Raw genomic sequence first — 22,379 nt, 5'->3', positions numbered from 1 at the left:
TCACCACTGACCTGAGTACAGGTACAGTCGGAGCCTCCTTGCGGCAATAGGTGAAAGCTGTGTGTCTTATCATCAGGCGCTGGGTAGGCGCGCACAAGCAGGAAAAGCCGTGGCTTTCTATACTGTTTGGATGGTGACACATATGTCCAGCAGCAAAATCAATAAAGCTGTCAAAAGCTGCACAAACGACAAGGGAAAACCAGCAAATCTATCTGATTTGTTTGGTAACAACGCCTTTTGGTACATACCCACAAGTGCAGAGGATGCTCCCTAAAGCTTTGCTATTTGGTATTGAATTCATGGAGTGCGAAACCACAAAACCTTGCTTTGCTCCAAACCAGCAAATAATGTTTCTTCTTATACAATAGCCAGGAGAGGCAAAGGGTACTCGTAAAAACCAGGTGTCTAACACCAGATAATTTCTAATTACCACCACAACAGGTGAAGAATTTTTACAATCTCGTCAAATCCCTGTTGATTCCAATTGGTCAAGCAAAAATTCTGATCCTCCGCGCAAACGAGCGGTTGTTACTTTGTCAAAACCCAATTTACTTGACAAAAAAAATCAAAAAATGCTATGTTAATCTGTTTATTATTTTCATTTTTATTTATTTAGAGAATAACTTTTTATACACGAATTCTGCTTTTTATATCATTTCTCAATAAATGTTTAGAAATAAAAATAACATAAGGCATCAACTTTACACGAAAATGATTTCATGTCAGACAAAAATAGTATGCTCTGAACACTAGTTAACTGTATGACTTGTTTTTACACACCTACCGCATTCATAAGCTTTGCACTGGTGTAGTGTTTACAGCTTGCACAGAGTCTGAATTCTTACTCATTAACCCACTTTTCCTATTTTAGTCAACCAGCCTTATAGCCTTCTTAAGCTACCAAAGTCTTCCAAGCGCTGAAATCTACCTTATGGCTTAGCTTGATGCCAAGGAGTCCCAGTGTGATCAACTGAAGCAATTTCCCCATGAGGCAACATCTGATGCGAACTACTCCAGATGGCGATCAGAACCTCGAAATCGATCACTCAATTAGTTTTACTCTACAAAATCTCATGATGTATTCCACAAGTCGTTCTCAAAATTCTGCCCAGTCTCATCATTCTTCCTCTACTGGACAATTGCCGCAACGACTCCTGACGCGACGCGAAATTATTCCGGCGCGGAATGACGTACTCTGGCGGATTGAGCGCGGAGCAGTTCGCACATTAACCTGGAGTGAAGACGGAACGTTTATCACTTTGGGTTATTGGGGAACTGGGGATTTGGTTGGTTATCCTTTGTCCAATGTCAAGCCGTACCAAATTGAATGCCTGACTAGCGTGGAAGTGAGTGTAGTACCACCTCATTTATGGAATCAGCATGTCGAGGCTCTATTGTCTCACATCCAACAGGCAGAAGAATTACTGAGCATCGTACACCGTAAGCCAATGTCCTTGCGCTTATGGCAATTTTTGGTTTGGCTAAGTGAAAAGTTCGGTCGCGACGTGGAGCAAGGAAAGCTAATCGACCTCAATGTGACTCATCAAGAGATGGCAGAGGTGCTAAATACAACAAGGGTTACCGTAACTCGGCTGCTCCAGCAGTTTGAGGAAGAAGGAACCCTTATACGTCACAAACGTCGCATTATTCTGCGTTTATCAAATAAAGGATGCAAATAGCCATCATGAAAAATAAGTGGTGATTAACTTGTTTTAATCACCACTCACATCTGGTACAATTCTGACAGAAAATCATTAGTAAATTCCCAAGAAAACTATATACTTTAGGGAATTATACCATGATTAAGTCGGTAGGTGTGAGTGAGACATAAATCATGAAGAAACTATTTAAGGCTAAAAACTTTCTCAAGCTGAGTCCAGTTGTTGTCGCCGCCACATTTTTCGCTGCAAATAGCGCTATGGCTTCTGAAGTCAACGAACAGGTGACTTCTGTCTCCCAGCTGACATCACAATCTGACAACCTCGGTCAAGTAACATCTGTTTCTCAGTTTTCCGACGTACAGCCAACCGATTGGGCATTCCAAGCATTGCAGTCCTTAGTAGAGCGCTACGGTTGTATTGCTGGTTATCCTAATGGGACTTATCGCGGGAACCGTGCTTTGACGCGTTATGAGTTTGCGGCTGGTTTGAATGCTTGTTTGGATCGGGTGAACGAACTGATTGCAACAGCTACCGCTGATATCGTACGGAAAGAAGACTTAGCTACTTTGCAGCGCTTGCAAGAAGAATTCTCTGCTGAATTGGCTACCCTGCGCGGTCGTGTCGATGCTTTAGAAGCTCGTACTGCTGAGTTGGAAGCCAATCAATTCTCCACCACCACCAAATTGGTTGGGGAAGCAATTTTCAACGTATCTGATATTTTTGGTAGCGATAATAGGGCTGTTCCTTCTGGTGTCAGCACGGCAGGAGCTCCCGAGTTGCAATCTAACACCATTTTCTCTGACCGAGTTCGTTTGAACTTGAACACCAGCTTCTTTGGTACAGACCAGTTGCAAACCCGTTTGCAGGCTCGCAATACTACCCCATACGGTGTGGGTGTAACGGGTACTGACATGACCCGGTTGGGATTTGACGGGGATAGGGGGAGTGGTGCTGGTCGAGGTACTAGTATAGGCTCCAACGACATTGAGATTGACAAACTCAACTACGCATTTAACTTAAGTGAGTTTATACGCATCAAGGTTGATGCATTTGGTGGGGAGTTCTACGAGAACATCAACAACTTCAACCCAGACCTCGCGAGTTCTGGTAGGGGTGCTGTCTCCCGCTTTGGTCGCTTCAACCCCATTTACCGTCAAGGTAATGGCGGTTCAGGTGCGACAATTAACTTGAATCCCAAAGGACCTATCACGGTGTCAGCGGGTTATTTATCTAATAGAGCGAATAACCCGAGCGATGGCTCAGGTCTGTTCGATGGAGGTTATTCAGCTATCGGTCAGATAGCCTTCCAGCCCAGTCAAGCGTTGAACATCGGTTTGACCTACGCTCATACCTATCAAAATACAGGAGGTACTGCTGGTGGTGGTACTATTAGCCTCTTTGACGCTACAGGTAGTCAGTATGCCAATAACCCCTTCAATGGTGCTGCCCTGAGTTCTGACCATTACGCCGTAGAAGCCGCCTTGAGACTAGGTCCCAAAATTACGATTGGTGGTTGGTATGGTTACAGTGAGGCACAAGGTAAGGGGACTGCAAGTGGTAATAATGCATACTTTGAGACCTATGCTGCTACCCTTGCTTTCAGAGACTTTGGCAGACAAGGTAGCGTGCTTGCTTTTATCTTTGGTCAACCCCCCAAAGCGACTGGCAACGATTTCATTGGGCCAGGTGGCGTTCGTCGTCAAGATAGGGATACATCATATCACCTAGAGGCGCTGTACAGACTGCAACTCAGTGACAATATTGCTGTGACCCCTGGTGTAATAGTTATCTTGAACCCAGAACACAACGACAACAACGACACCATTTATGTAGGTACACTGCGTACCACCTTTACTTTCTAAAATTAGTCATACGGCAACCCTCAGTCTTATGGAGTAGGGTTATCCAAACAAAGCCTGCCTAAGCAGGCTTTTTCAGTAATGACTCATGACTATTGATCCTTGAGATTTGTTGGAGGGCGATCGCCCTCTGGAGGCGTCGTTTTGGGGCGATCGCTACTCCAAGCCCACCACACGCAACCACAATGACACTGGTAAAATTCCTGCCATTTCCGACGATAGTCTTCTGTCATCACAGGCGAACGACGATTTATCCAGACTTGTACAGCATCCTTGCTACTTGAGTGACAGCTAGGACAGCAAAATTCATAAGCATGAATTGCTGTTTTAGTCCATTCAGGGGGGGTTGGAGCAAAAGCATCCATAGTCATCAGTTATGAGTCATATGTCATTAGCTGTATCAATTATGCATGACTATACAAAGTCTTTGGACTTGTGGTTGCCATTGAAGCCAATAAACCAGGTATTCTAAGCATATATTAAAAGGTTTTTGACTCTCCCCGCTATAAACACGCGAGGATTCTAAGCTGATTAAAAATGGAACCAAACGCTGAAATTCGCCGTTTGCTAGATTTAATGCCTGCTTCTGGTCGAATGTTGACAAAAATCGTCAGCAAGCCTGAACAGGCAAAAGTGATTGACGCAACATTTCCATTGCCTTGGAACAGTGAACGACCAATCTATATTAATTTCGATTTATGGCGTCGCCTGACGAAACCGCAACGCGATTTATTACTCTTGCGGACTGTGGGCTGGTTGACGGGAGTCAAGTGGTTTAAACCTGACATTTATCAAGCTGTGGCGATCGCCGGTCTTTTGGGTGGATTTGTAGAATCAGCCCAAGCAGATGCAGTGGGTGTAGTTGTCGCTGGTGGATTAACTACGGTGGCTATGCTTCGCATCTGGCGCACTAACCGTTCCCAGCAAACAGAGTTAAACGCCGATGAAGCCGCCATCCGTGTCGCGCAACGACGGGGTTACTCGGAAGCTGAAGCAGCAGAACATCTGTTATCTGCAATTGAGGGGGTGGCAAAGATTGAAAAGCGTTCTGGATTAGACTTTACTGAGTTGATTCGTAGCCAAAACTTACGAACAATAGCTGGTTTGTCATCAGTACGTGTTCCGGAAGACTTAGATAAGTAAGGTGGGTAGTGGTTAGTGGGGTAGTAGTTAGTAACAACCAACAACTCACAACAAATGTACAGACGCGCCATGGCGCGTCTCTAACCACAATGATACAGTTTGTATTCGTAGCCGTTGACTGCTGGTAAGGATTTCGTGTCAGCAACACAGTTTTTCACTTCCTCTGGTTCGGTAGCATAAAAGTTTACTAACCATAAGTCAAAAGGACGTGGCAGCGTCTTTAAAGTATTTTGTAAGGCAGAGGTGGAAGTACTGGGATCTTCGTCTTGATGTGCAAGGAGAAATAGAGGTGATGTGTATTTTGAATTTTCAATTGAATTTTTCATTTTAAATTCCCTGGCGATCCCCATCATTTCCCCAATGTGTACATGAGTTTTTTGGGTTGTGGAAATGAGTACAGGGACATGGGATGTTTGCTCAATGAGTTGTACAAATAAGTCTGGACGGTAATATTTTTGATAGCCTAGATTGCAGACAACAGTGATAGCGCTTACCAATCCCATTAACCAAATTATCACCACAGCTTTTTTGCCATTTATTCCCCATCTGCCTTTCGCCAATATGGGATGATGCCAACAAACTGCTAGACTTGCCCCAAGTAGAACTATGACAGCGGGAAAGTAGACAAAGTTATAACGAGCCCCCCGTGTGAGGTCAATACCAAAAAAATAGGTAAAAATAAAAAATAAAGCGATCGCCCCGACAACCAAACCAACAAACACCTGAACCATCAAACTGGTTTGTGGTTGTTTAAGCTGAACTTTAATCCCACGCACTAAAATTGGTACTGCCCAAACGAAGAAAATCAGCATTACCATTCCAGAAGCAATCACAACTGCTAACTGTGAGGCTTCTACTGGTAGCAAGGAAATCATTGTAATCCATGCGGCTATTGCTTGAAAAATTGGGTTTATCCAAGCCATTCCAGTACGTGGACTTTGAATCCATTCAGTCAACTTACCTCCATAACTGTTCTGTAAAAACACTGGTAGCCAAACTAAAGCCGCTACAAATGTACCCGCAGCAACAGCGTAGATTCGGAACCAAGGGGCTGAGGGGCTGGAGAGAGATTCCGAATTTTGAATTTTGAATTTTGAATTTTGAATTTTGAATTTTGTAGACGCCCCCTGGGCGGCTTCCCGCAGGGTATTTTGAATTGATTTATCCCCTTCTCGCCACTGTCGCCAAGCAAGAAAGAGCAAAACCAACGCTTCGCTGCAGAGGGTGAGGGTGAAAAAGTAGTGAGTAGCAATGCCTATAGCATTAATTCCCACCCACGAGAGGGCTAGCCAGATGGGTATTTGAGTACGGTTTTGGATGTGGCGACTGGCAATGACTAAGCAAGCGAGGGAAGCAATCACCCACAAGATTGCTAAAGTGTAATGACGGGCTTCTTGTGCTAAAAAAATGCCATAAGGTGATGTTGCCATCATCGCAGCCGCGAAATGGCTCACGAGACGGGAACGAAATGCGAGCTTGCTTAAAGCATAAACAGCTGGAATAGATGCAGCACCGAAAACAGCAGCGAGCGATCGCGCTCCCCACAAGGACACCAAACCCTCATTTGTGGGAAACAGCCGCAGCCACCAGTGAGTCAGGAAAAAGTAAAGCGGCGGATGATTGCTTTCAGTTGATAGATGTTTCCAGACATCTTTTATGCTAACTGTCGGCTGTGGTTGTAGTGGTTGTAATAGGACATCGACAGATATCGGCTGATCTAACGGTACTGGCAAAAAGCTATTACCGAGGCTAAACACCAGAGTAGAAAACTCGTCAGTCCAAGGGGGTTTAGCACTCAAGTTAGTTAAGCGCAAGCCGATGGCGATCAAGAGCCAAACCGTCAGCAGTAATAGAGTTTTGAGTTTTGAGTTTTGAGTTTTAAGGACTAAATTCATAAATTAGGAGTTATCACTTATAACTAATAACTCATAACTCCTCACTCTTTGTTCCCTTCTATTATTTCACCTGTGTGACGCGCCAACTCAGCTTCAAGTTCACCCAAAAGTTCCAAACAGTAGCTACCGCGATCGCAATCAGGTTCGCAATGTAGCGGTTAGGAATGACGAAATTGAACACCAAGTTCAACACCAACACATTCAACACCAGCCCAGCAAGACAGATCATATTAAATTTCAAAAACCGCTTCAAGCGCTGACGCCATTCCCGCTGCTGGCTGCTGACATCAGCAAAAGTCCACATATCATTCCACAAGAAATTATTGACAATTGCCACTTCACCTGCAATGATTTTGCTGCGTGTTAGAGGCAAACCCAAAGTCGTTGGGTCACTGAGCAAGTAAAGCAGCACCATATCGACAAATACCCCGGATAGTCCCACCAAGCCAAAGCGGAGGAAGCGATCGATGGGGAAACCGACACGTTCACTCACTTGACTGAATCGTCTTAGCCGACCTGTAGATACGCGTAAGAGAATGAGGTGATGGATGTAATCAACATATTGCTTCCAAGTTACCTTACTTTCACCCTCTTTGCGCTCACTGAACACATAGCCAACTTCCGCAATTTTGCCGACGTTTCCGCGCCCGATAGTTTCCAGCAGAATTTTGTATCCTACGGGATTGAGCGTTTGTCCAACTATACAGTCGCGACGGAGCATAAAATAACCACTCATCGGGTCTGACACTCTTGAGAGAACCCCTGGTAAGATGATCAATCCTAATAACTGGGCACCTCGTGATAACAAACGCCTCGCAAAACTCCAGCTGCTGACTCCACCGCCTTCTACATGACGGCTAGCAACAGCTAAATCTGCTCCTTGTTCAATAGCTTGCAATAGTTGCAACAGCACATGGGGTGGATGTTGTAAATCAGCATCTATCACTCCTAAAACACGTCCTGTAGCTGCTTGCCATCCACGAATCACTGCACTGGATAGTCCCCTTTCATGCTGTCGTCGCATCACCCGCAGTTGCGGATATTCTTCCATCAAAGACTGTGCAATCTTCCAAGTGCCATCTGGACTATCATCGTCTACGACAATCAACTCGTAGTTTCCTGGTATAAACTCATCTAACAAGTTGTTCAATATAGAGACGATTTTTTGGATATTTGCAGCCTCTTTGTAAGTCGGAATCACCAGAGACAACAGGGGTTCACCATCTGCGTTTATCGTTGCTCTCGGCAATTCTGGAATTCGTAATGCGCCAGTAGGTACTGGCAAGAGGGAATTAGGTTCGATGATACTCATTTAGATAATGATTATTTGAGAAACAGATTTTCACTAATTTTGCAAATCATATCAACCCCGGTAATACAAGCTTGAATAATTTCGTAGTGAGGACTTTAGTCCTCTTTTGTTGATATCGCAAGGGTTATTGTCCTTACTACAAAAAAATATATGGGCAATTAACCAGACATAATATAACGACGTTGTCAGGTTTTGGATCAGGTTATTTTCTAATCCTTAATTGGAGCAATTCTATTTTCAAAAAGCATTCCTCAAATCTTAGTATTTTTGATACTATTTGCCTTGAAAAGAAGTTATACATAGTTATGCAACCCTATCTTTAAACAGCACGTCTTGCTGCTTGATGCTTGGTTTCCAAATAAAGTAAATGAGGAAACCAGTTGCTACGTATATGAAGAAGGGTGTCATTAAAGAGAGACGAACATTGTAATACTGAGGCAATACTACTTTGTATAAGTAATCTAGCCAGTGGAGAAAAAGTCCTCGATAAAGGAACATCGCTATATTTATAAATAAATTACTAGACGGAATCGTAGAGACTCCAGCTAAATTGATAAAAATAGATACTATACCCAATAACTTAATATATTTCAGTTGACAGTACACAATTGGAAGAATAATAAACGGGGTAGCGACCACTAAATGACGCGGTCCAAAGCAAACATCACCCGACCATGCATAGTAAGAAGCATTTAACACAAAGATAAAAGCAAAGAAGATAAAACAAAACAATATGGCATTGTTTTTCTGAAAAGTCTTTTTAACAAAAGAAGCCAAAAACAAAAATGTCAGAGGAAAGTATATAAAAATTCCTCTAAATGGGCTAAATGTCAAACCCCATATTCTTTCTAAAGAAGGCAAAGAGAACATACTTTTCTGCATTGATTCTTGTTGATTCAACTGTTGGAGAAACAGTGAATTAGGAGTTTGAAAGACTGAGCCTGTGATGCTTTGGTTATAAAACATAATTATTGCTATAAAGATTGAGTAACCTAAAAACAATAAAGGTATGTCTACCAGTAAAATTTTATTTTGCTTATCTTTAATTTTTAAATATATCCAAAATCCAACTAGCAAAGATATTGGAACAATAGCAATATAATCAACAAATTGAGCCAAACCTAAGAAAACTCCGATTAAAAAACTATTTGCTTGATTAAGAATCAAATAAAAAGCTATAAAAATAAATGACATTGTGTACACATGAGCCCAAATTCCATTAGTAGAATAGAAAAATACTAAGGAACCGAAAATAAAGATAAAAACGAGCCATAATTTTTTTGTCAAGTCATTTGTGAAATGATTTAAAGTTTTAAACATTATGACTGCCACAATTCCAAGAAGAGGAGCCATGACGCAAATATTCGACAATATATTAAATATTGACCAATAAACCTCTCCTACTGGAATGCCAACAACCCTCATTAACATTTGGTGAATAAAGTAAATAGGAGCCAGGATAATTGGAATACCAGGCGGAATGACAGAGTAAGCATTATTATTGATTAGCAAAATATCTATATGAGAACGGTATCCTTTTTGGAGAGCAAATGTACCGAAATTAACAAACGAGTGAATGGCATCAGTATAGCGATTGGTTTGAGGTCCATCAGGCGTTGCATGAAGACCAATCAAAATAAATACAGTGATGAATATTCTATGAGAAATGTGCTTGATCATCTTCAAATAGTTATCAATACAAAGTTTCTCCTACCTTTGGATAGGAGTTGCCAAATAGTGGCGCTAAATTTGCATAAAAAATTAAGAGTAAAAGCTTTTACTCGAATTAGAGTAAGAGCAATTCCTACCCAAAAATTTATTTTTTCACTAGGTTATGCACCGAGTGGGAAATGAATTTCTATACAAGGTAATGAACGAACTGGCAAATGAATTTCTATTGCCTCCCTGCTTTTTGAAGTGTAGTTACTCCAAACAAGTTTCTTGCTGCAACCACCAATATGAGCAAAGTATAGCACTCGTATTTGGAAAAAAAATTACTTAATTTACTCTTTACACAATTCCCAAAATATGAAAAATAGATGAAATGTTACTATACTTTATTCAAAGAAAAAGATAGCTTGTCAAGTCTCATCATAATTTTATTGAAAACTGATATTATATTGTATTAATGAAACAGGTTTTTCATAGAAAAATAGATTGGCAAAATCTATTTATAGAAGTTATTTAACATATCTTTTATGTTTTTTTGTTTGCAATAAGTATTTGATTCACGTTTGTCCAGAAAACAGTATTTCAAATAACTACAGCAGTTGGCATCTTTATTGAGCTACACCTTTTTAACTCAAGAGCCAGATAGACAAGCGAGCAAATTTTACTTCTAACTCCTTGACAAAGCGTCTCCGGTTCTGACTTCTGACGCCAATATTGCTGCTGTATGTTTGAAACCAGCTTTGTAAAGTTTTAACAAAAATTACAAATTTTTGTTAAATATTGCCAAACTATGTCTATGTATAGTAGAAGTATCTACTATGTATTACAGTCGTACTTTTGACACACCTGCTATAAACAGCCGAAAATAAACAAAGCTAGATACTTTGTTTTTTACTAATGCGAACAACCAGTAGAGAACGGCTCTTCCCAAGACAGCTAACAACTTGGCTTAGGGTTCTCATTATTGTTTTGCTAGGTTTGGGGATTTTTTTTCGCTTTGTTAATCTTGAGCAAAAAGTCTACTGGCACGATGAAGCTTACACTGGACTACGGATGTCTGGTTACACTAAAAACGAGTTTGTCCAGCAAGTGTTTAACGGACAAGTCATTGGTGTTGAATCTGTCAGGAAGTATCAGTACCCTAATTCAGAAAAAGGTGTCATTGACACAATCAATTCTTTAGCAGTGGAAGATGCTCAGCATCCTCCGTTTTATTACGTGTTGGTAAGATTATGGGTGCAAATTTTTGGAAATTCAATCGCAGTCACCCGAAGCTTATCAGCAATCATTAGCTTGCTTGCGTTTCCTTGCATTTATTGGCTGTGCTTAGAATTATTTCAATCACCAATCACAGGATGGATGGCTGTCGCACTTTTAGCAGTCTCTCCCTTTCATGTATTGTACGCTCAAGAAGCACGGCAGTTCAGTTTATGGACGGTGACTATCTTACTTACAAGTGCTACACTGTTACGAGCAATCCGGCTAGGTAGCAAGCAGCTTTGGGTGATGTATGCCATCACAGTAGCACTAGGGCTGTACACATTCTTGTTTTCTGCGTTGGTGACGCTTGCTCACGGTATCTACGTATTTGTTATTCAAGGCTTTCGATTTACTAAACCCGTTAAAGCGTACTTGGTTGCAGCAAGTGCTGGGTTTCTCGCTTTCTTACCTTGGATTTTAGTTATTATTAATAATTTGTCGCAAGTCAAACAGACAACAAGCAGCGCTCAAGAAAGACAATCAATATCAGCTTTAATCACAGGGTGGACGAGTAATAACAGTTATTTGTTTGGTGATTTTTGGCGCTATGAACCATTTTTTCCAGATTTAAATATTCCTGGTTTGCGCTGGGGTCGATATCTGGTTCCCTTACTACTCATATTAGTGGTATTTTCTTTCTATTTTATATATTGCAGAACTGAAAAAAAAGTTTGGCTATTTATTTTTACCTTATCTGCAGTGCCTGCTTTAACTCTCATATTAAATGATGTCATTCTTGGGGGCGAACTCAGTCTTCGCTCTCGATACAACATCCCCTCTTATGTAGGTATTCAACTAGCTGTTGCTTACTTATTAGCAAGCCAAATCATCTCTCATAAAGTGAGACAACGCAGATTTTGGAGATTAGTTTTGGTAGCAGTTATTTCCACGGGCGTTTTATCCTGTGCAGTCAGTTCGCAAGCAGAGACATGGTGGAGTAAAGGGAGCCACGCAAATCCCCGAATAGCTCGAATAATCAACAGTTCCATTAAACCACTTTTTATCAGCAGTAAGTATTCCCTTAATATTGGAGATATTATGTCTCTGAGTCATTTGCTAAAACCAAATGTGCAAATGCAGTTAGTTACAGAACGCACTCTAGCCAAAATTCCTGATGGCTTCAGTGATGTCTTTTTATATAATCCCTCAAAAAAATTTAAATCAGACTTGGAAAAGGCATTCATTCTTGATAAGGTTTACAAAAATGGTAGACTTTGGCGGCTAAAGGAGAAAAAAATTTCCAGCATAAATATTTAAAATATACAGAGTTGACAAATATGCTACTTGAAGAAAGAACAACTCCAAAAAATCGGATATTCTGGATAGTAGCAATCCAAGTGGTAGGGCTACTTATTGTAGGTCTATTGACTATATTGAAGATGGTGGGAACTCACGATTTAAATATATATTATAGGTCTTCGCTTTATTTCCTAGAGGGTAAATTGCCCTATCGAGACTTTGATTTAGAGTACCCGCCACTTGCCCTATTACCGTTTGTTTTACCTATAATTATAGGATTAGGACTTGCAAAAAATTATTATATATATGCATTTTTATTTTTGTTAGAAAACATATTATTCAGCACAATAAATCTTCTGCTCCTATTACGAGTGGTATCAGTGAGGGATTCTCAACGCCAAAGAATAAAAGTATTAGTTTTTTACACATTATTTGCATTCATAATATCACCATTTCTACTTTGGAGATATGATTTATTTCCGACAGTCTTAACACTTGTAGCTTTAGTCGCTGTCTTATCTAATCGTCCTACCTTAGCAGGTATTTCTCTTGGATTGGGTGTAGCAGCTAAACTTTATCCTTTGGTGTTACTTCCCGTCTTTACACTTTACTTTTTTACCAATAAATCCTACCGTGCCATTCTAAATATATGGTTGGGAACTCTTGGTGCAGTTTTTCTGAGTTTCCTACCATTTCTCCTCACTACCAAAGACAAGCTGTTTTCCTTTTTGAGTTACCATGAAGAACGGGGTTTACAAATTGAATCATTACCTGCTGGGATAATCAGCTTGGTACACAAGTGGGGATTAATAGAACTTAAAACGGTTGCAGGCTACGGTTCACGGAATATAATTTCTCCTGTAGATGATATAATGCTGGCTGTATTGCCCCTCTTATTAATTATTCTCTACATTTTGATGTTAGTGAGTTGCTGGTATCGTTTCCGAGAAGAACGCTTGAAAAGTGAATTGATGAAAGTGGATAGCTTAGTAGCCTACACGCTGCTATCTTTGTTAATATTTATTATTACAAATAAGGTGTTTTCACCCCAATATATAGTATGGATAATTCCTTTTGCAGCGCTATTAAAACCACGCCACGCTATTTTGATGCTAGCTATTTGTATCACTACCTATATAATGGCGTCATATGGTAGTTTTCGCCAGCTTGATTATGTTAAAATTTTATGGCTAAATTTAAGAAATTTTTTAATTTTAGGATTTAGTCTCTGGATATTTTTAGATTATCTGCCAAGCTCAATAAATTCTGTGCTGAGGCGAAATAATGCCAATTAGCAAGAAGATTGTCAAAATAAGAAATGTGGTTCGCTTTTGATAAACTGTGTCTACTACTGTAACTGTTGATGCTATTCTTGACCGTGCCTTGAGTGGGTACGATTTGTCTCCCGAAGAGGGAGTGATATTGTTGAAACAAACTGACCAAAGTGCACTTGCCGCCATTCGCGCTACAGCTGACAAACTACGTCAACAGCAAGCGGGTGACACTGTTACTTACATCATTAACCGCAATATCAACTTCAGCAACATCTGCGAACAGCACTGTAGTTTCTGCGCTTTCCGGCGAGATGAAGGGGAGACGGGTGCTTACTGGTTAGACTGGGCGCAGATTTTGGAAAAGGCGACAGATGGGGTGCAACGGGGTGCGACGGAAATCTGTATGCAGGGAGGATTAAACCCACAAGCGCTCTTGAACGGAAAATCGTTGCCTTATTACCTTAAGCTTGTGGAAACTATTAAGCAGGAATTTCCCCAACTGCATCTACACGCTTTTTCTCCGCAAGAAGTGCAATTCATAGCAAGACAAGACGGACTGGAGTATGCCGATGTCATTGTAGCTTTGCGGGATGCTGGTGTTGACTCTATGCCAGGAACAGCAGCTGAAGTGTTAGATGATGAAGTGCGGCGTATTCTTTGTCCAGAAAAAATCGACGCAGCAACTTGGCTCTCAATTGTGAGTACAGCTCATAGACTAGGTTTGCATACCACGAGTACAATGCTGTCGGGGCATATTGAAACGCCAGAACAACAAATAAAGCATTTGGAAAAATTGCGAAGTCTCCAACAAACTGCCATCCATCGGGAGTATCCTGCCCGTATGACTGAGTTTATTTTATTACCCTTTGTTGGCAAAGAAGCACCCAAACCTTTACGTCGCCGTGTAGGACACGATCAACCCATTTTGACAGACGCACTGCTACTAACCGCTGTAGCGCGGATTTTCTTAGGAAATTGGATTCCTAACCATCAACCGAGTTGGGTAAAACTGGGGCTTTTGGGTGCAACAGAAGCTTTATTGTGGGGCTGCAACGATATCGGTGGCACATTAATGGAAGAACATATCACGACAATGGCAGGCGCTCAAGGTGGTACTAATATGTCAGTCGAAACTTTGCAGGCTGCTATCACCAACTTAGGACGTCCCTACCAACAACGTGATACTTTGTATCGAAAAGTGGAACGTTAGGTTATAGGTTATGGGTTATGGGTTCAATTGTGCTGTATCCTATACCCTGTCCCCCTATGAGATGATCCCCATGATACCAATCCAAGATAGGATGGACGTTGATTTAGGTATTGTTTCACTTGATGCTTATGAAGCGCTATTGGTCACGTCTGCTTCCCCTGGTTTTGGTTGTCGTTATTGGTTTGATGGGCTGTAACAGCAGTCCGGGTGCTTTAACAGGGGATTATCGTCAAGATACCTTAGCTATAGTTACGACTTTGAGGACTGCTTTAGAGTTACCAGAAGATTCATCAAATAAAGCAGCATTGCAAGCAGAAGCGCGTAAGAAAATCAATGACTTTGCAGCTCGCTACCAGCGGGATAGCTCTCTTTTTGGTCTAGCTTCCTTCACAACCATGCGAACTGCTCTTAACTCCCTAGCGGGACATTATAGTTCTTATCCAAATCGTCCTGTGCCAAAAAAACTTAAAGACCGTTTAGAGAAGGAGTTTGCGCAGGTAGAAGCAGCGTTAAAACGTGGTGCTTAAATATAACTGCTACCCACAGTCTAGAGTCAAAGTCTAGAGTCCAAAGTTTTGACTGTTGAGCTTTAACTCTAGACTCAGCAATGTTTTTGTGACATCATCAAGTCAAAAAAGTCAGACGCACGCCACCTGCGGGATGCGGTTTTCTTACCCTATTAAATAAAAGCTAATAAAAGCTTATGGATAGCTTCATGGCAATCTTGTGTTTCCATGAAGCCAGTCTAGCACATCTGCTATTGCTTGCTAATATTTGCTAATACTTTTTGCAACTTATTTCAATACCACAAAAATATTTCTGGAATCATAGCAAACAATGGGCGCATCCCAACGTTCCATAAGAATTTCCTGTAAGTGCTCCTTTCCCAGTTAAATATTATCTATAAATGAACCGCAACAGGACGCTCTAGAAAGCTAAGGAGGTAAGCAGAGGATACCAGTAAGCTGAATAACAAACAAAATTCGGCAACAGAAATAGGGGTTTGGGAGTCGATACAATGTAGGCTTCAAAACCCCTATTTCTAAATCATAGAATTCGATACACTTCATCCTACGTAATTAGACTTAGGGTTGATGGTTGTTTTGTCTTTGTACTTGTACGTATGTCCAACTGTCCTTTGAATGTTGCAAAATCAATGTTCTTTTGGCGACGCCTGCTTGCTGCTGCCATTTTTAGCAGTAGTTTCTTGATCCCCTTTTTGAGGAATCAGCCAGCAGCGGCGCAACTCACAGAGTATTGCCATTTATCACCTCCTCAAGCGCAAGAAAAAGAAAACTTACGTTTGTCAGCACTCAAAGGCAATCAAGAGCAAAAAGTTCGTTACCAGCAACTTTTGCAACAACACGCACAAGCTTTGCAGGAATGCCGCAATCGTAATTGGCCTAAGCTGCAAGCGATCTGGTTACGTTTGTATCCGTGTGATGTTCAGCCAGGACTGGTTGACCAAATTATGGATCGGATTGTTAACCGAGGTTATAACGAAGTTTATTTGGAAGTTTTTTATGATGGGCAAGTTCTACTGCCAACAGGCGCTAACCCCACAGTTTGGCCTTCTGTGATTCGCACGCCAGGAACAGAAAAGACTGATTTGCTGGCTACAGCAATTCAAAAAGGGCGGGAACGGGGTTTGAAGGTATATGCTTGGATGTTCACAGCAAATTTTGGCTATACTTACGCCCAGCGTTCAGATAGAGAAGGGGCGATCGCCCGCAACGGTAAGGGTCAAACCAGCCTCTACGTCGTAGATAACGGTTCTCAGGTATTTATCGACCCGTACAACTTGCAAGCGAAACGAGATTACTACCAAATGTTACAGGAAGTGCTGCGTCGTCGCCCAGATGGGGTACTCTTCGACTACGTGCGCTATCCACGACAGGCTGGCAGTGATTCCATTGCCACGAAAATCACAGATTTATGGCTGTACAGTGACGCGACCCAACAGGCTTTATTTCGACGGGCGCTCAATTATAAAGGATTGGAATTCATTAGACGCTTTTTAAGTAAGGGATATATTACAGCAGGAGATGTAGGAGAGGTCGATAAACTCTATCCTCAAGAAGCAGAACCCTTGTGGCAAGGTCGCACTCTACCCGCAGAGCAAAAGTCAATCCTTCCCCCAACCCAAAGGCAACCGAAACTACAATTTGAGTTATGGCAGTTAGCAGTCGCCCACGCAATGCAAGGCATCCTCGATTTTGTCGCCCTAGCTGCTTATCCAGCACAGCAACAAGGCATTCCAGTAGGGGCAGTATTTTTTCCTGATGGCAACCAAATGGTCGGTCAAGGGTATGATTCCCGGTTGCAACCTTGGGATAAGTTCCCAAATACCCTAGAGTGGCATCCTATGGCTTATGCGAATTGTGCCGGTGCCGACTGTATTGTGGCGCAGGTACAGCGGGTTTTGAACCTGGCAAAACCAGGTACCCAAGTGATTCCAGCTTTAGCTGGTAAATGGGGAGAGTCAATAAGCAATCGTCCTCCACTAGAAGTGCAAATGCAGGCGCTGCGCCAACTTGCACCTCAACTTGCAGGAGTCAGTCATTTTGCTTATTCTTGGCAAGACCCACAGCATGATAACCAGCGTAAGTTCTGTCGCGTGCAATAGGGGCGCTTCTGCCTTGCGCCCTTCGGTTGACTGTTGACTGAAAACTCGTCAACAGTCAACCGAAGAGCGCTTCTTGGTTACCTGCTTGAATGTAACTTGGTATCAGTTCCTTGTTATTGGGCTTTTTTCTAAGGAAAAGGAATTACTGAAACTTGCCATATCAGAATTTGACCAGACTATTTTGTTTTGATATCTTCTTGGTGACCAGAAAGAAAAAGGTACAAGCCCCCAACGCGCGGTTATGGAAAAAGAAAAAATGTATTTCATCGAGTAGGCGCAAGCGTCTACGGCGTCCTTGTTACAAACCCCTAAATTTATTTATGGGGTTCTTACTTTTAACTTTTGACTTTTGACTTTTGACTTCCCCGAAGGGGCTGACTGCTGTTTTTGTTTCCGGCACGAAAAACCAAAAAACTATCAATGCCACAACAGCGATCGCAGCTAGCATCAAAAAGCCAGCATTGTAACCAGCGTTTTTTACTACATACCCGGCTAGCACATTGCTCAAAGCCGCACCAATACCTACAGCAGTGTTGAGTATCCCTTGGGTGACATTAAATCGACCCGTTCCTTTGGTTAAATCAGCAATCATCAGCACTGAAACCACACCAAAAATTCCGGCTCCAATACCATCAAGAATTTGCACGGCGACCAGAAAATAGGGATTGTCCCAGAGCGTATACAGCACTCCTCTAATGGGCAAGACAGCAAAACCAACTAGGAATATGGTTTTTCGTCCGGAATGTGCTAAACGACCAGCTAAGGTAGAAACGGGTATCATCACCAACTGAGCCACAATGATGCAGCTCGACATATAAACGGTGTCACTTGTGCCTTTACCCTCTGCCAGTAGTTGACCGACCAGTGGTAACATTGCAGCGTTGGCAAAGTGAAAAAGAATTACGGCAACAGAGAAAAAGAGTATGCGGCGGTCTTCCAGTAGCTGCAATATTCCAGAAAGGTGATGCTGTTGTCCAAAAGAATCATCCTCGTCATCAGTAGCACCACGCGCCAGCTCATGGTCAATCTCTTTGTGGCGAATCATCCTCACCGAAATAATGCTGCCAACAGCCATAGCCGCAACCAGAAAAAAAATCCCCTGGCGGGAAATAAAGTAACCAACTAAACCAGCCAAAGTGGCAGCTACTACGTTGCCTGTATGATTAAATGTTTCATTGCGACCAACTCGCCTATCGAATCTCTCATGTCCCACCAGCCCCAAAGTAATAGCGGCAATAGCTGGTGGAAAAATCGCAGCGGCAACGCCTATCATAATCTGAGCGCCGATGACAATCGGAAAGCTAGGTATTAAAGCTATGGTGATGCAACTGATAGAGACAAACAAAGCTGCCAACGCAATCAACAGGCGTTTCTGACGCATGCGGTCAACTAATGCACCAACTGGAGTTTGGGCAATAACTGTGGCGAACGTCGTAGCGGACATGGCAATCCCAATCTGGGCTGGATTCCAATTTTGTGAAGCTTTCAGGTAAATGGTCAGATATGGACCGACACCATCCCGCACGTCTGCCAGAAACAGGTTCAAGTAATCAAGGGCACGCAAACTTTTGAAGCTTGGTCTAAACTTGTCTGGCATAGGTTTTGCCGATGATATTTATGTTTGTGTGGAAAATGAGGCTGAAGTAGTTTTAACTTTTTAATTAATATCGACACATATATCGGAAGTTACAAATCTTAACATAATTCCAAATTAGACAATTTTTGGACTTATACATTGACATAATGAAAAAAATATGTTTTAGGGCGATCGCTCCGAAAGCAGCACTACCTAAACTAACAGCACTTAAGATGAGTGAACTTATGAAATACTCCTGATTGTGATTAGCGATGAAAGATAAGCTTCCCCAGATTTTCTCAGCAACCCTTGAGTCGCCTTATACATCTCTTTCCCTGATCTACAAAGTCCTCATCATGGGTTAAGGAACAGAATATTAAATCCTGTATGAATTTAGTTACAACTATTCTTAAGTACACTGGAAACTCTATGTAATATTTATTGGTTTTTAAAATTTAGGCAGGTGGACTTTACTTACATAGCCTCAAGTTTCTAACCTAGGGGCACAATAATGAGGCAACCACACCACAAAAAAAGCAGGTACAGAACCTGCCTCGAGAGCCTTCTTTTTCCTAACCTAAGAGCTAGGACTATTTCTCTTACCCGTTTTCTTGTTCTTCTGTCTCTAAGAGGTCAGTTGCTTTACTGCCTAACAATCCAAAAATCGCACCGACGCCTGTTTGCCAAGTTGCGGTGCTGTTTTCTAGAACTCGCACCTGATACTCAGATAATTTAGGTTGAGAAGCCAGCCAGAGGGATGTACCACCAGAAAGGATTGTCAAAGACACAACAGTGGAGAAGACTAATTGGAAAGCTAAAACTTTAGGCGTTTTCATAGTTAATTTTTTTGTTTTGGTTTACAGTCTCCATGTTCTGGTAAATTTATCTAAAGTTCAGTCTGAGCAAGGCTTTCGTTCACTATGAGTTTGGAATGAGTTCGATGTGACTTTTGTTTGCAAACGCTAAAATGATGACAAATCTTGTGATTGAGGTATGGTGGGGCGATCGCTCAAAGCATCCGAAGCAGGTATCGACAAAGCAAATTCCGCGCTGAACACTAAAGGTTGGAGTCGGCAAGATTTAGCAGACAAGGTAGTCATAGAGAACAAGCGTAAAAACACTCAAGGCATCAGTATTCAGACGGTTCACAAGTTTTTTACTGGTGATACTGTTGATCGAAAATTCTTCGTCAGTATTTGTAAAGCACTAGAACTCGACTGGCAAGAAATCACAGAGTCAGACCAAAAAAATGAATCCCAGCCTGAGAAGAAGAACCAGGAAAAGAGTTCTGAAAAAAATTCTGATATTAATGAATTGCTCCAGCAGGTGAGACAGCACTGCTGCGATAAAATCCAACACCTCTACAGCAAAATTCGCTTGTTGAATCTCCAGCAAATTGATGTAGATAAGCTTTACGTGGATGTCTACGTGTTAAAGAAGCTTTCTAGTGTATTTTTTGCCACCATTCCTGAACTGCTGAAAGACTCAAACTTACGAGATGACTTTGAGCGCTTTGGATTGGGAAAGCGTGGAGAGAAATTGCCCGGATTTGAAGTTGCAGCCAATTCTTTAAAATTGATGGTGTTGGGTAAACCAGGATCAGGCAAAAGCACATTTTTACGACACTTGGCTGTTGACTGTTGCAAAGGAGAGTTTCAGGCTGATCTCATCCCGATTTTTATTGAACTGAAATCCATCAAAACCGCCAGTCAGTTCAACCTACTGAAATACATTCATAAAGAATTTAAATTATCTGATGAGGACCAAACCAAACAAATCTTGAACCAGGGTAAAGTCTTAGTTTTACTGGATGGTTTGGATGAAGTGCCTAGTCAGTACCCGAATAACCCCACCCCGGTAAAGCTGCGCTTCACCTCCCCTCCCCTTAACAAGGGGAGGGGATTGAGGGGTGGGGTGCAGTTAACGCGGAAATCATAACTAATTAGCCGGGCATGATATGACCGGATTTTTGCAAGAAATTTCATCAAGAAACGCTGCTATAAAAAAAGGGCAGGTATAAAACCCACCCTTAACGTGATATCAATTAGAAATCAACTATCTAATTGCCAATCTTCGGCGCACTTAACGAAACCGCAGGCGCTTTTTGATCCGCCAAAGCAGGTACAGAAGCTCGCAACCTCTCTGTTAACTGTACAGTTGTCGCATCGTATATCTGAGTCAGCATTTTGGGATACAAACCAATACCAATGATTGGTATCAACAAGCAGGCGATGATAAAGATTTCGCGGGGTTCGGCATCTATTAAATTCTGGTGAGAAACTAATTCTTTGTTCTCTTCACCGTAGAAAATCTCCCGCAGCATTGATAGCAAATAAATCGGAGTTAGAATTATCCCAATTGCCATCAAGAACACCACAATAATTTTGAAGGTGGGGTTATAGGCATCGCTGCTAGAAAAGCCAACGAACACCATCAACTCGGCAACGAAACCGCTCATTCCTGGCAAGGCTAAGGATGCCATAGAACATGTTGTCCACATGGCAAACATCTTGCTCATTTTCTTACCAACACCCCCCATTTCATCCAGCATGAGGGTGTGAGTACGGTCATAAGTTGCCCCTACTAGGAAGAACAAACTTGCCCCAATTAAACCGTGGGAAACCATTTGCAGCATTGCCCCATTCAAGCCTAAGTCGGTGAAGGAAGCAATACCTATTGCCACAAAGCCCATGTGAGAAATTGAGGAGTAGGCAATTTTTCGCTTCAGATTTCTCTGGGCAAAAGATGTGAGGGCAGCGTAGATGATATTCACAACCCCCAAAACCACCAAAACTGGGGCAAAATAAGCGTGAGCATCGGGAAGCATCTGGGCATTCATGCGAATAAGAGCGTAACCCCCCATTTTCAGCAGAACACCTGCCAGCAACATATGTACGGGGGCTGTGGCTTCACCGTGGGCATCTGGTAGCCAAGTATGCAACGGGAAGATGGGAAGTTTGACGGCGTAGGCAATCAAGAAGGCAGCGTACAGCCAAAGTTGGAGATTGAGGCTAAAACCTTTGGCTGCAAGCGTTTGCATATCAAAAGTGACGGTATCACCATGAAACGCCATCGTTAAGCCAGCTAGCAAAATAAACAGCGAACCGCCAGCAGTATACAAAATAAACTTGGTTGCTGCGTATTGCCGCTTTTTGCCTCCCCAAATCGAAAGCAGAATGTATATCGGCACCAGTTCCAGTTCCCACACCAGGAAAAACAACAGCATATCCTGGACCGCGAAAACGGCGATTTGACCGCCATACATTGCCAGCATCAAAAAGTAAAACAGCCTGGGCTTGAGGGTCACGGGCCAAGCTGCTAACATTGCGAGCGTGGTAATGAATCCAGTCAAAATAATCAGGGGCATGGACAAGCCATCTGCCCCTACCGACCAATTCAAACCAATTTGTGGAAGCCAGCTATAACTCTCAAACAGTTGCAAATCCGGGTTAGAGAAATCATACCCAGTGTAAAAAGCGTAAACAATCAGTGCAAAATCTATTAGCCCTATGGTAAGGGCATACCAGCGCACTGTTTTGCCATCTTTATCTGGAATAAAGGGAGTAAGCAGTGACGCCGCTATCGGAAACAGAATAATCGTCGTCAGCCACGGGAAATTTGCTGTATTCATCGGAATGTGTTAGTCAGCAATA

17 protein-coding genes are annotated in these 22,379 nt (G+C 42.1%); 10 read left to right on the top strand and 7 right to left on the bottom strand.

Annotated features, from left to right (window positions below):
* Nucleotides 1–61: 61 nt before the first annotated feature.
* The 3 genes from AACT52_RS20035 to AACT52_RS20025 all read left to right on the top strand — a co-directional run bounded on the left by AACT52_RS20035 (nt 62) and on the right by AACT52_RS20025 (nt 3,523).
* Entirely contained in the window at nt 62–274 is a 213-nt protein-coding gene (locus AACT52_RS20035) for a hypothetical protein (protein ID WP_073633033.1), read from the top strand.
* A 799-nt stretch (nt 275–1,073) separates the two neighbouring features.
* Nucleotides 1,074–1,679: a Crp/Fnr family transcriptional regulator gene (locus AACT52_RS20030; RefSeq protein ID WP_073633040.1), complete on the top strand. Its 606-nt coding sequence runs from the start codon at nt 1,074–1,076 to the stop codon at nt 1,677–1,679.
* 155 nt (nt 1,680–1,834) lie between these two features.
* Complete coding sequence (locus tag AACT52_RS20025; protein WP_073633031.1) at nt 1,835–3,523, top strand: iron uptake porin; 1,689 nt, start codon at nt 1,835–1,837, stop codon at nt 3,521–3,523.
* An 89-nt stretch (nt 3,524–3,612) separates the two neighbouring features.
* On the opposite strand, the gene AACT52_RS20020 is transcribed toward AACT52_RS20025, so the two are convergent.
* Complete coding sequence (locus AACT52_RS20020) at nt 3,613–3,891, bottom strand: hypothetical protein (protein WP_073633030.1); 279 nt, start codon at nt 3,889–3,891, stop codon at nt 3,613–3,615.
* A 166-nt stretch (nt 3,892–4,057) separates the two neighbouring features.
* Here AACT52_RS20020 and AACT52_RS20015 point away from each other — a divergent pair, with 166 nt between their 5' ends.
* Nucleotides 4,058–4,663, top strand: a complete 606-nt coding sequence (locus tag AACT52_RS20015; RefSeq protein ID WP_073633029.1) for a DUF3318 domain-containing protein — start codon at nt 4,058–4,060, stop codon at nt 4,661–4,663.
* An 80-nt stretch (nt 4,664–4,743) separates the two neighbouring features.
* Here the strand turns inward: AACT52_RS20015 and AACT52_RS20010 are convergent, their stop codons facing one another.
* The 3 genes from AACT52_RS20010 to AACT52_RS20000 form a co-directional block, all read right to left on the bottom strand.
* Complete coding sequence (locus AACT52_RS20010) at nt 4,744–6,558, bottom strand: glycosyltransferase family 39 protein (protein WP_073633028.1); 1,815 nt, start codon at nt 6,556–6,558, stop codon at nt 4,744–4,746.
* A 61-nt stretch (nt 6,559–6,619) separates the two neighbouring features.
* Entirely contained in the window at nt 6,620–7,870 is a 1,251-nt protein-coding gene (locus AACT52_RS20005; RefSeq protein WP_073633027.1) for a glycosyltransferase, read from the bottom strand.
* A 303-nt stretch (nt 7,871–8,173) separates the two neighbouring features.
* Entirely contained in the window at nt 8,174–9,550 is a 1,377-nt protein-coding gene (locus tag AACT52_RS20000; protein WP_073633026.1) for a hypothetical protein, read from the bottom strand.
* 888 nt (nt 9,551–10,438) lie between these two features.
* On the opposite strand from AACT52_RS20000, the gene AACT52_RS19995 reads away from it, so the two are divergent.
* The 5 genes from AACT52_RS19995 to AACT52_RS19975 all read left to right on the top strand — a co-directional run bounded on the left by AACT52_RS19995 (nt 10,439) and on the right by AACT52_RS19975 (nt 17,150).
* Nucleotides 10,439–12,058 (top strand): glycosyltransferase family 39 protein, encoded by a 1,620-nt coding sequence (locus AACT52_RS19995; protein WP_073633025.1) that lies wholly within the window; start codon nt 10,439–10,441, stop codon nt 12,056–12,058.
* The gene (locus AACT52_RS19990; protein WP_143172829.1) at nt 12,016–13,335 is read left to right on the top strand and encodes a glycosyltransferase family 87 protein; all 1,320 of its coding nucleotides are present in this window, start codon (nt 12,016–12,018) and stop codon (nt 13,333–13,335) included. The genes AACT52_RS19995 and AACT52_RS19990 overlap by 43 nt, the downstream gene beginning before the upstream one ends.
* Before the next feature lie 46 nt (nt 13,336–13,381).
* Nucleotides 13,382–14,524, top strand: a complete 1,143-nt coding sequence (cofH, locus tag AACT52_RS19985; RefSeq protein ID WP_073633023.1) for a 7,8-didemethyl-8-hydroxy-5-deazariboflavin synthase subunit CofH — start codon at nt 13,382–13,384, stop codon at nt 14,522–14,524.
* Between the two features lie 128 nt (nt 14,525–14,652).
* Nucleotides 14,653–15,051, top strand: coding sequence for a photosystem II protein Psb27 (gene psb27 / locus AACT52_RS19980; RefSeq protein ID WP_073633022.1), 399 nt, complete (start codon nt 14,653–14,655; stop codon nt 15,049–15,051).
* Nucleotides 15,052–15,647: 596 nt separating this feature from the next.
* The gene (locus AACT52_RS19975) at nt 15,648–17,150 is read left to right on the top strand and encodes a family 10 glycosylhydrolase (protein ID WP_198940963.1); all 1,503 of its coding nucleotides are present in this window, start codon (nt 15,648–15,650) and stop codon (nt 17,148–17,150) included.
* 298 nt (nt 17,151–17,448) lie between these two features.
* On the opposite strand, the gene AACT52_RS19970 is transcribed toward AACT52_RS19975, so the two are convergent.
* Nucleotides 17,449–18,747, bottom strand: coding sequence for an MFS transporter (locus AACT52_RS19970; RefSeq protein ID WP_073633020.1), 1,299 nt, complete (start codon nt 18,745–18,747; stop codon nt 17,449–17,451).
* Between the two features lie 578 nt (nt 18,748–19,325).
* On the bottom strand, nt 19,326–19,562 hold the full coding sequence (locus AACT52_RS19965) for a hypothetical protein (protein WP_073633019.1): 237 nt from the start codon (nt 19,560–19,562) through the stop codon (nt 19,326–19,328).
* A 157-nt stretch (nt 19,563–19,719) separates the two neighbouring features.
* Here AACT52_RS19965 and AACT52_RS19960 point away from each other — a divergent pair, with 157 nt between their 5' ends.
* Nucleotides 19,720–20,664 carry an NACHT domain-containing protein gene (locus tag AACT52_RS19960; protein WP_073633018.1) on the top strand — a complete coding sequence of 315 codons (945 nt, stop codon included), beginning with the start codon at nt 19,720–19,722 and terminating at the stop codon, nt 20,662–20,664.
* Between the two features lie 121 nt (nt 20,665–20,785).
* Here AACT52_RS19960 and AACT52_RS19955 read toward each other — a convergent pair whose 3' ends face one another.
* Nucleotides 20,786–22,357: an NAD(P)H-quinone oxidoreductase subunit 4 gene (locus AACT52_RS19955; protein WP_073633017.1), complete on the bottom strand. Its 1,572-nt coding sequence runs from the start codon at nt 22,355–22,357 to the stop codon at nt 20,786–20,788.
* Between the last annotated feature and the right edge of the window lie 22 nt (nt 22,358–22,379).

Origin of the sequence: Scytonema sp. HK-05, from assembly GCF_963872035.1 — a bacterium.
Lineage (GTDB): Bacteria > Cyanobacteriota > Cyanobacteriia > Cyanobacteriales > Nostocaceae > Kalymmatonema.
This window is presented reverse-complemented; position numbering and strand designations above follow the sequence as displayed.

Excerpts from the sequence above, each read along its gene's own strand:
- AACT52_RS20030 (WP_073633040.1), top strand. The coding sequence starts at position 1,074 with ATGATGTATTCCACAAGTCGTTCTCAAAATTCTGCCCAGTCTCATCAT.
- AACT52_RS20025 (WP_073633031.1), top strand. The coding sequence starts at position 1,835 with ATGAAGAAACTATTTAAGGCTAAAAACTTTCTCAAGCTGAGTCCAGTT.
- AACT52_RS20020 (WP_073633030.1), bottom strand. The coding sequence starts at position 3,891 with ATGACTATGGATGCTTTTGCTCCAACCCCCCCTGAATGGACTAAAACA.
- AACT52_RS20015 (WP_073633029.1), top strand. The coding sequence starts at position 4,058 with ATGGAACCAAACGCTGAAATTCGCCGTTTGCTAGATTTAATGCCTGCT.
- AACT52_RS20010 (WP_073633028.1), bottom strand. The coding sequence starts at position 6,558 with ATGAATTTAGTCCTTAAAACTCAAAACTCAAAACTCAAAACTCTATTA.
- AACT52_RS20005 (WP_073633027.1), bottom strand. The coding sequence starts at position 7,870 with ATGAGTATCATCGAACCTAATTCCCTCTTGCCAGTACCTACTGGCGCA.
- AACT52_RS20000 (WP_073633026.1), bottom strand. The coding sequence starts at position 9,550 with ATGATCAAGCACATTTCTCATAGAATATTCATCACTGTATTTATTTTG.
- AACT52_RS19995 (WP_073633025.1), top strand. The coding sequence starts at position 10,439 with ATGCGAACAACCAGTAGAGAACGGCTCTTCCCAAGACAGCTAACAACT.
- psb27 (WP_073633022.1), top strand. The coding sequence starts at position 14,653 with ATGAAGCGCTATTGGTCACGTCTGCTTCCCCTGGTTTTGGTTGTCGTT.
- AACT52_RS19975 (WP_198940963.1), top strand. The coding sequence starts at position 15,648 with ATGTCCAACTGTCCTTTGAATGTTGCAAAATCAATGTTCTTTTGGCGA.
- AACT52_RS19970 (WP_073633020.1), bottom strand. The coding sequence starts at position 18,747 with ATGCCAGACAAGTTTAGACCAAGCTTCAAAAGTTTGCGTGCCCTTGAT.
- AACT52_RS19965 (WP_073633019.1), bottom strand. The coding sequence starts at position 19,562 with ATGAAAACGCCTAAAGTTTTAGCTTTCCAATTAGTCTTCTCCACTGTT.
- AACT52_RS19960 (WP_073633018.1), top strand. The coding sequence starts at position 19,720 with ATGGTGGGGCGATCGCTCAAAGCATCCGAAGCAGGTATCGACAAAGCA.
- AACT52_RS19955 (WP_073633017.1), bottom strand. The coding sequence starts at position 22,357 with ATGAATACAGCAAATTTCCCGTGGCTGACGACGATTATTCTGTTTCCG.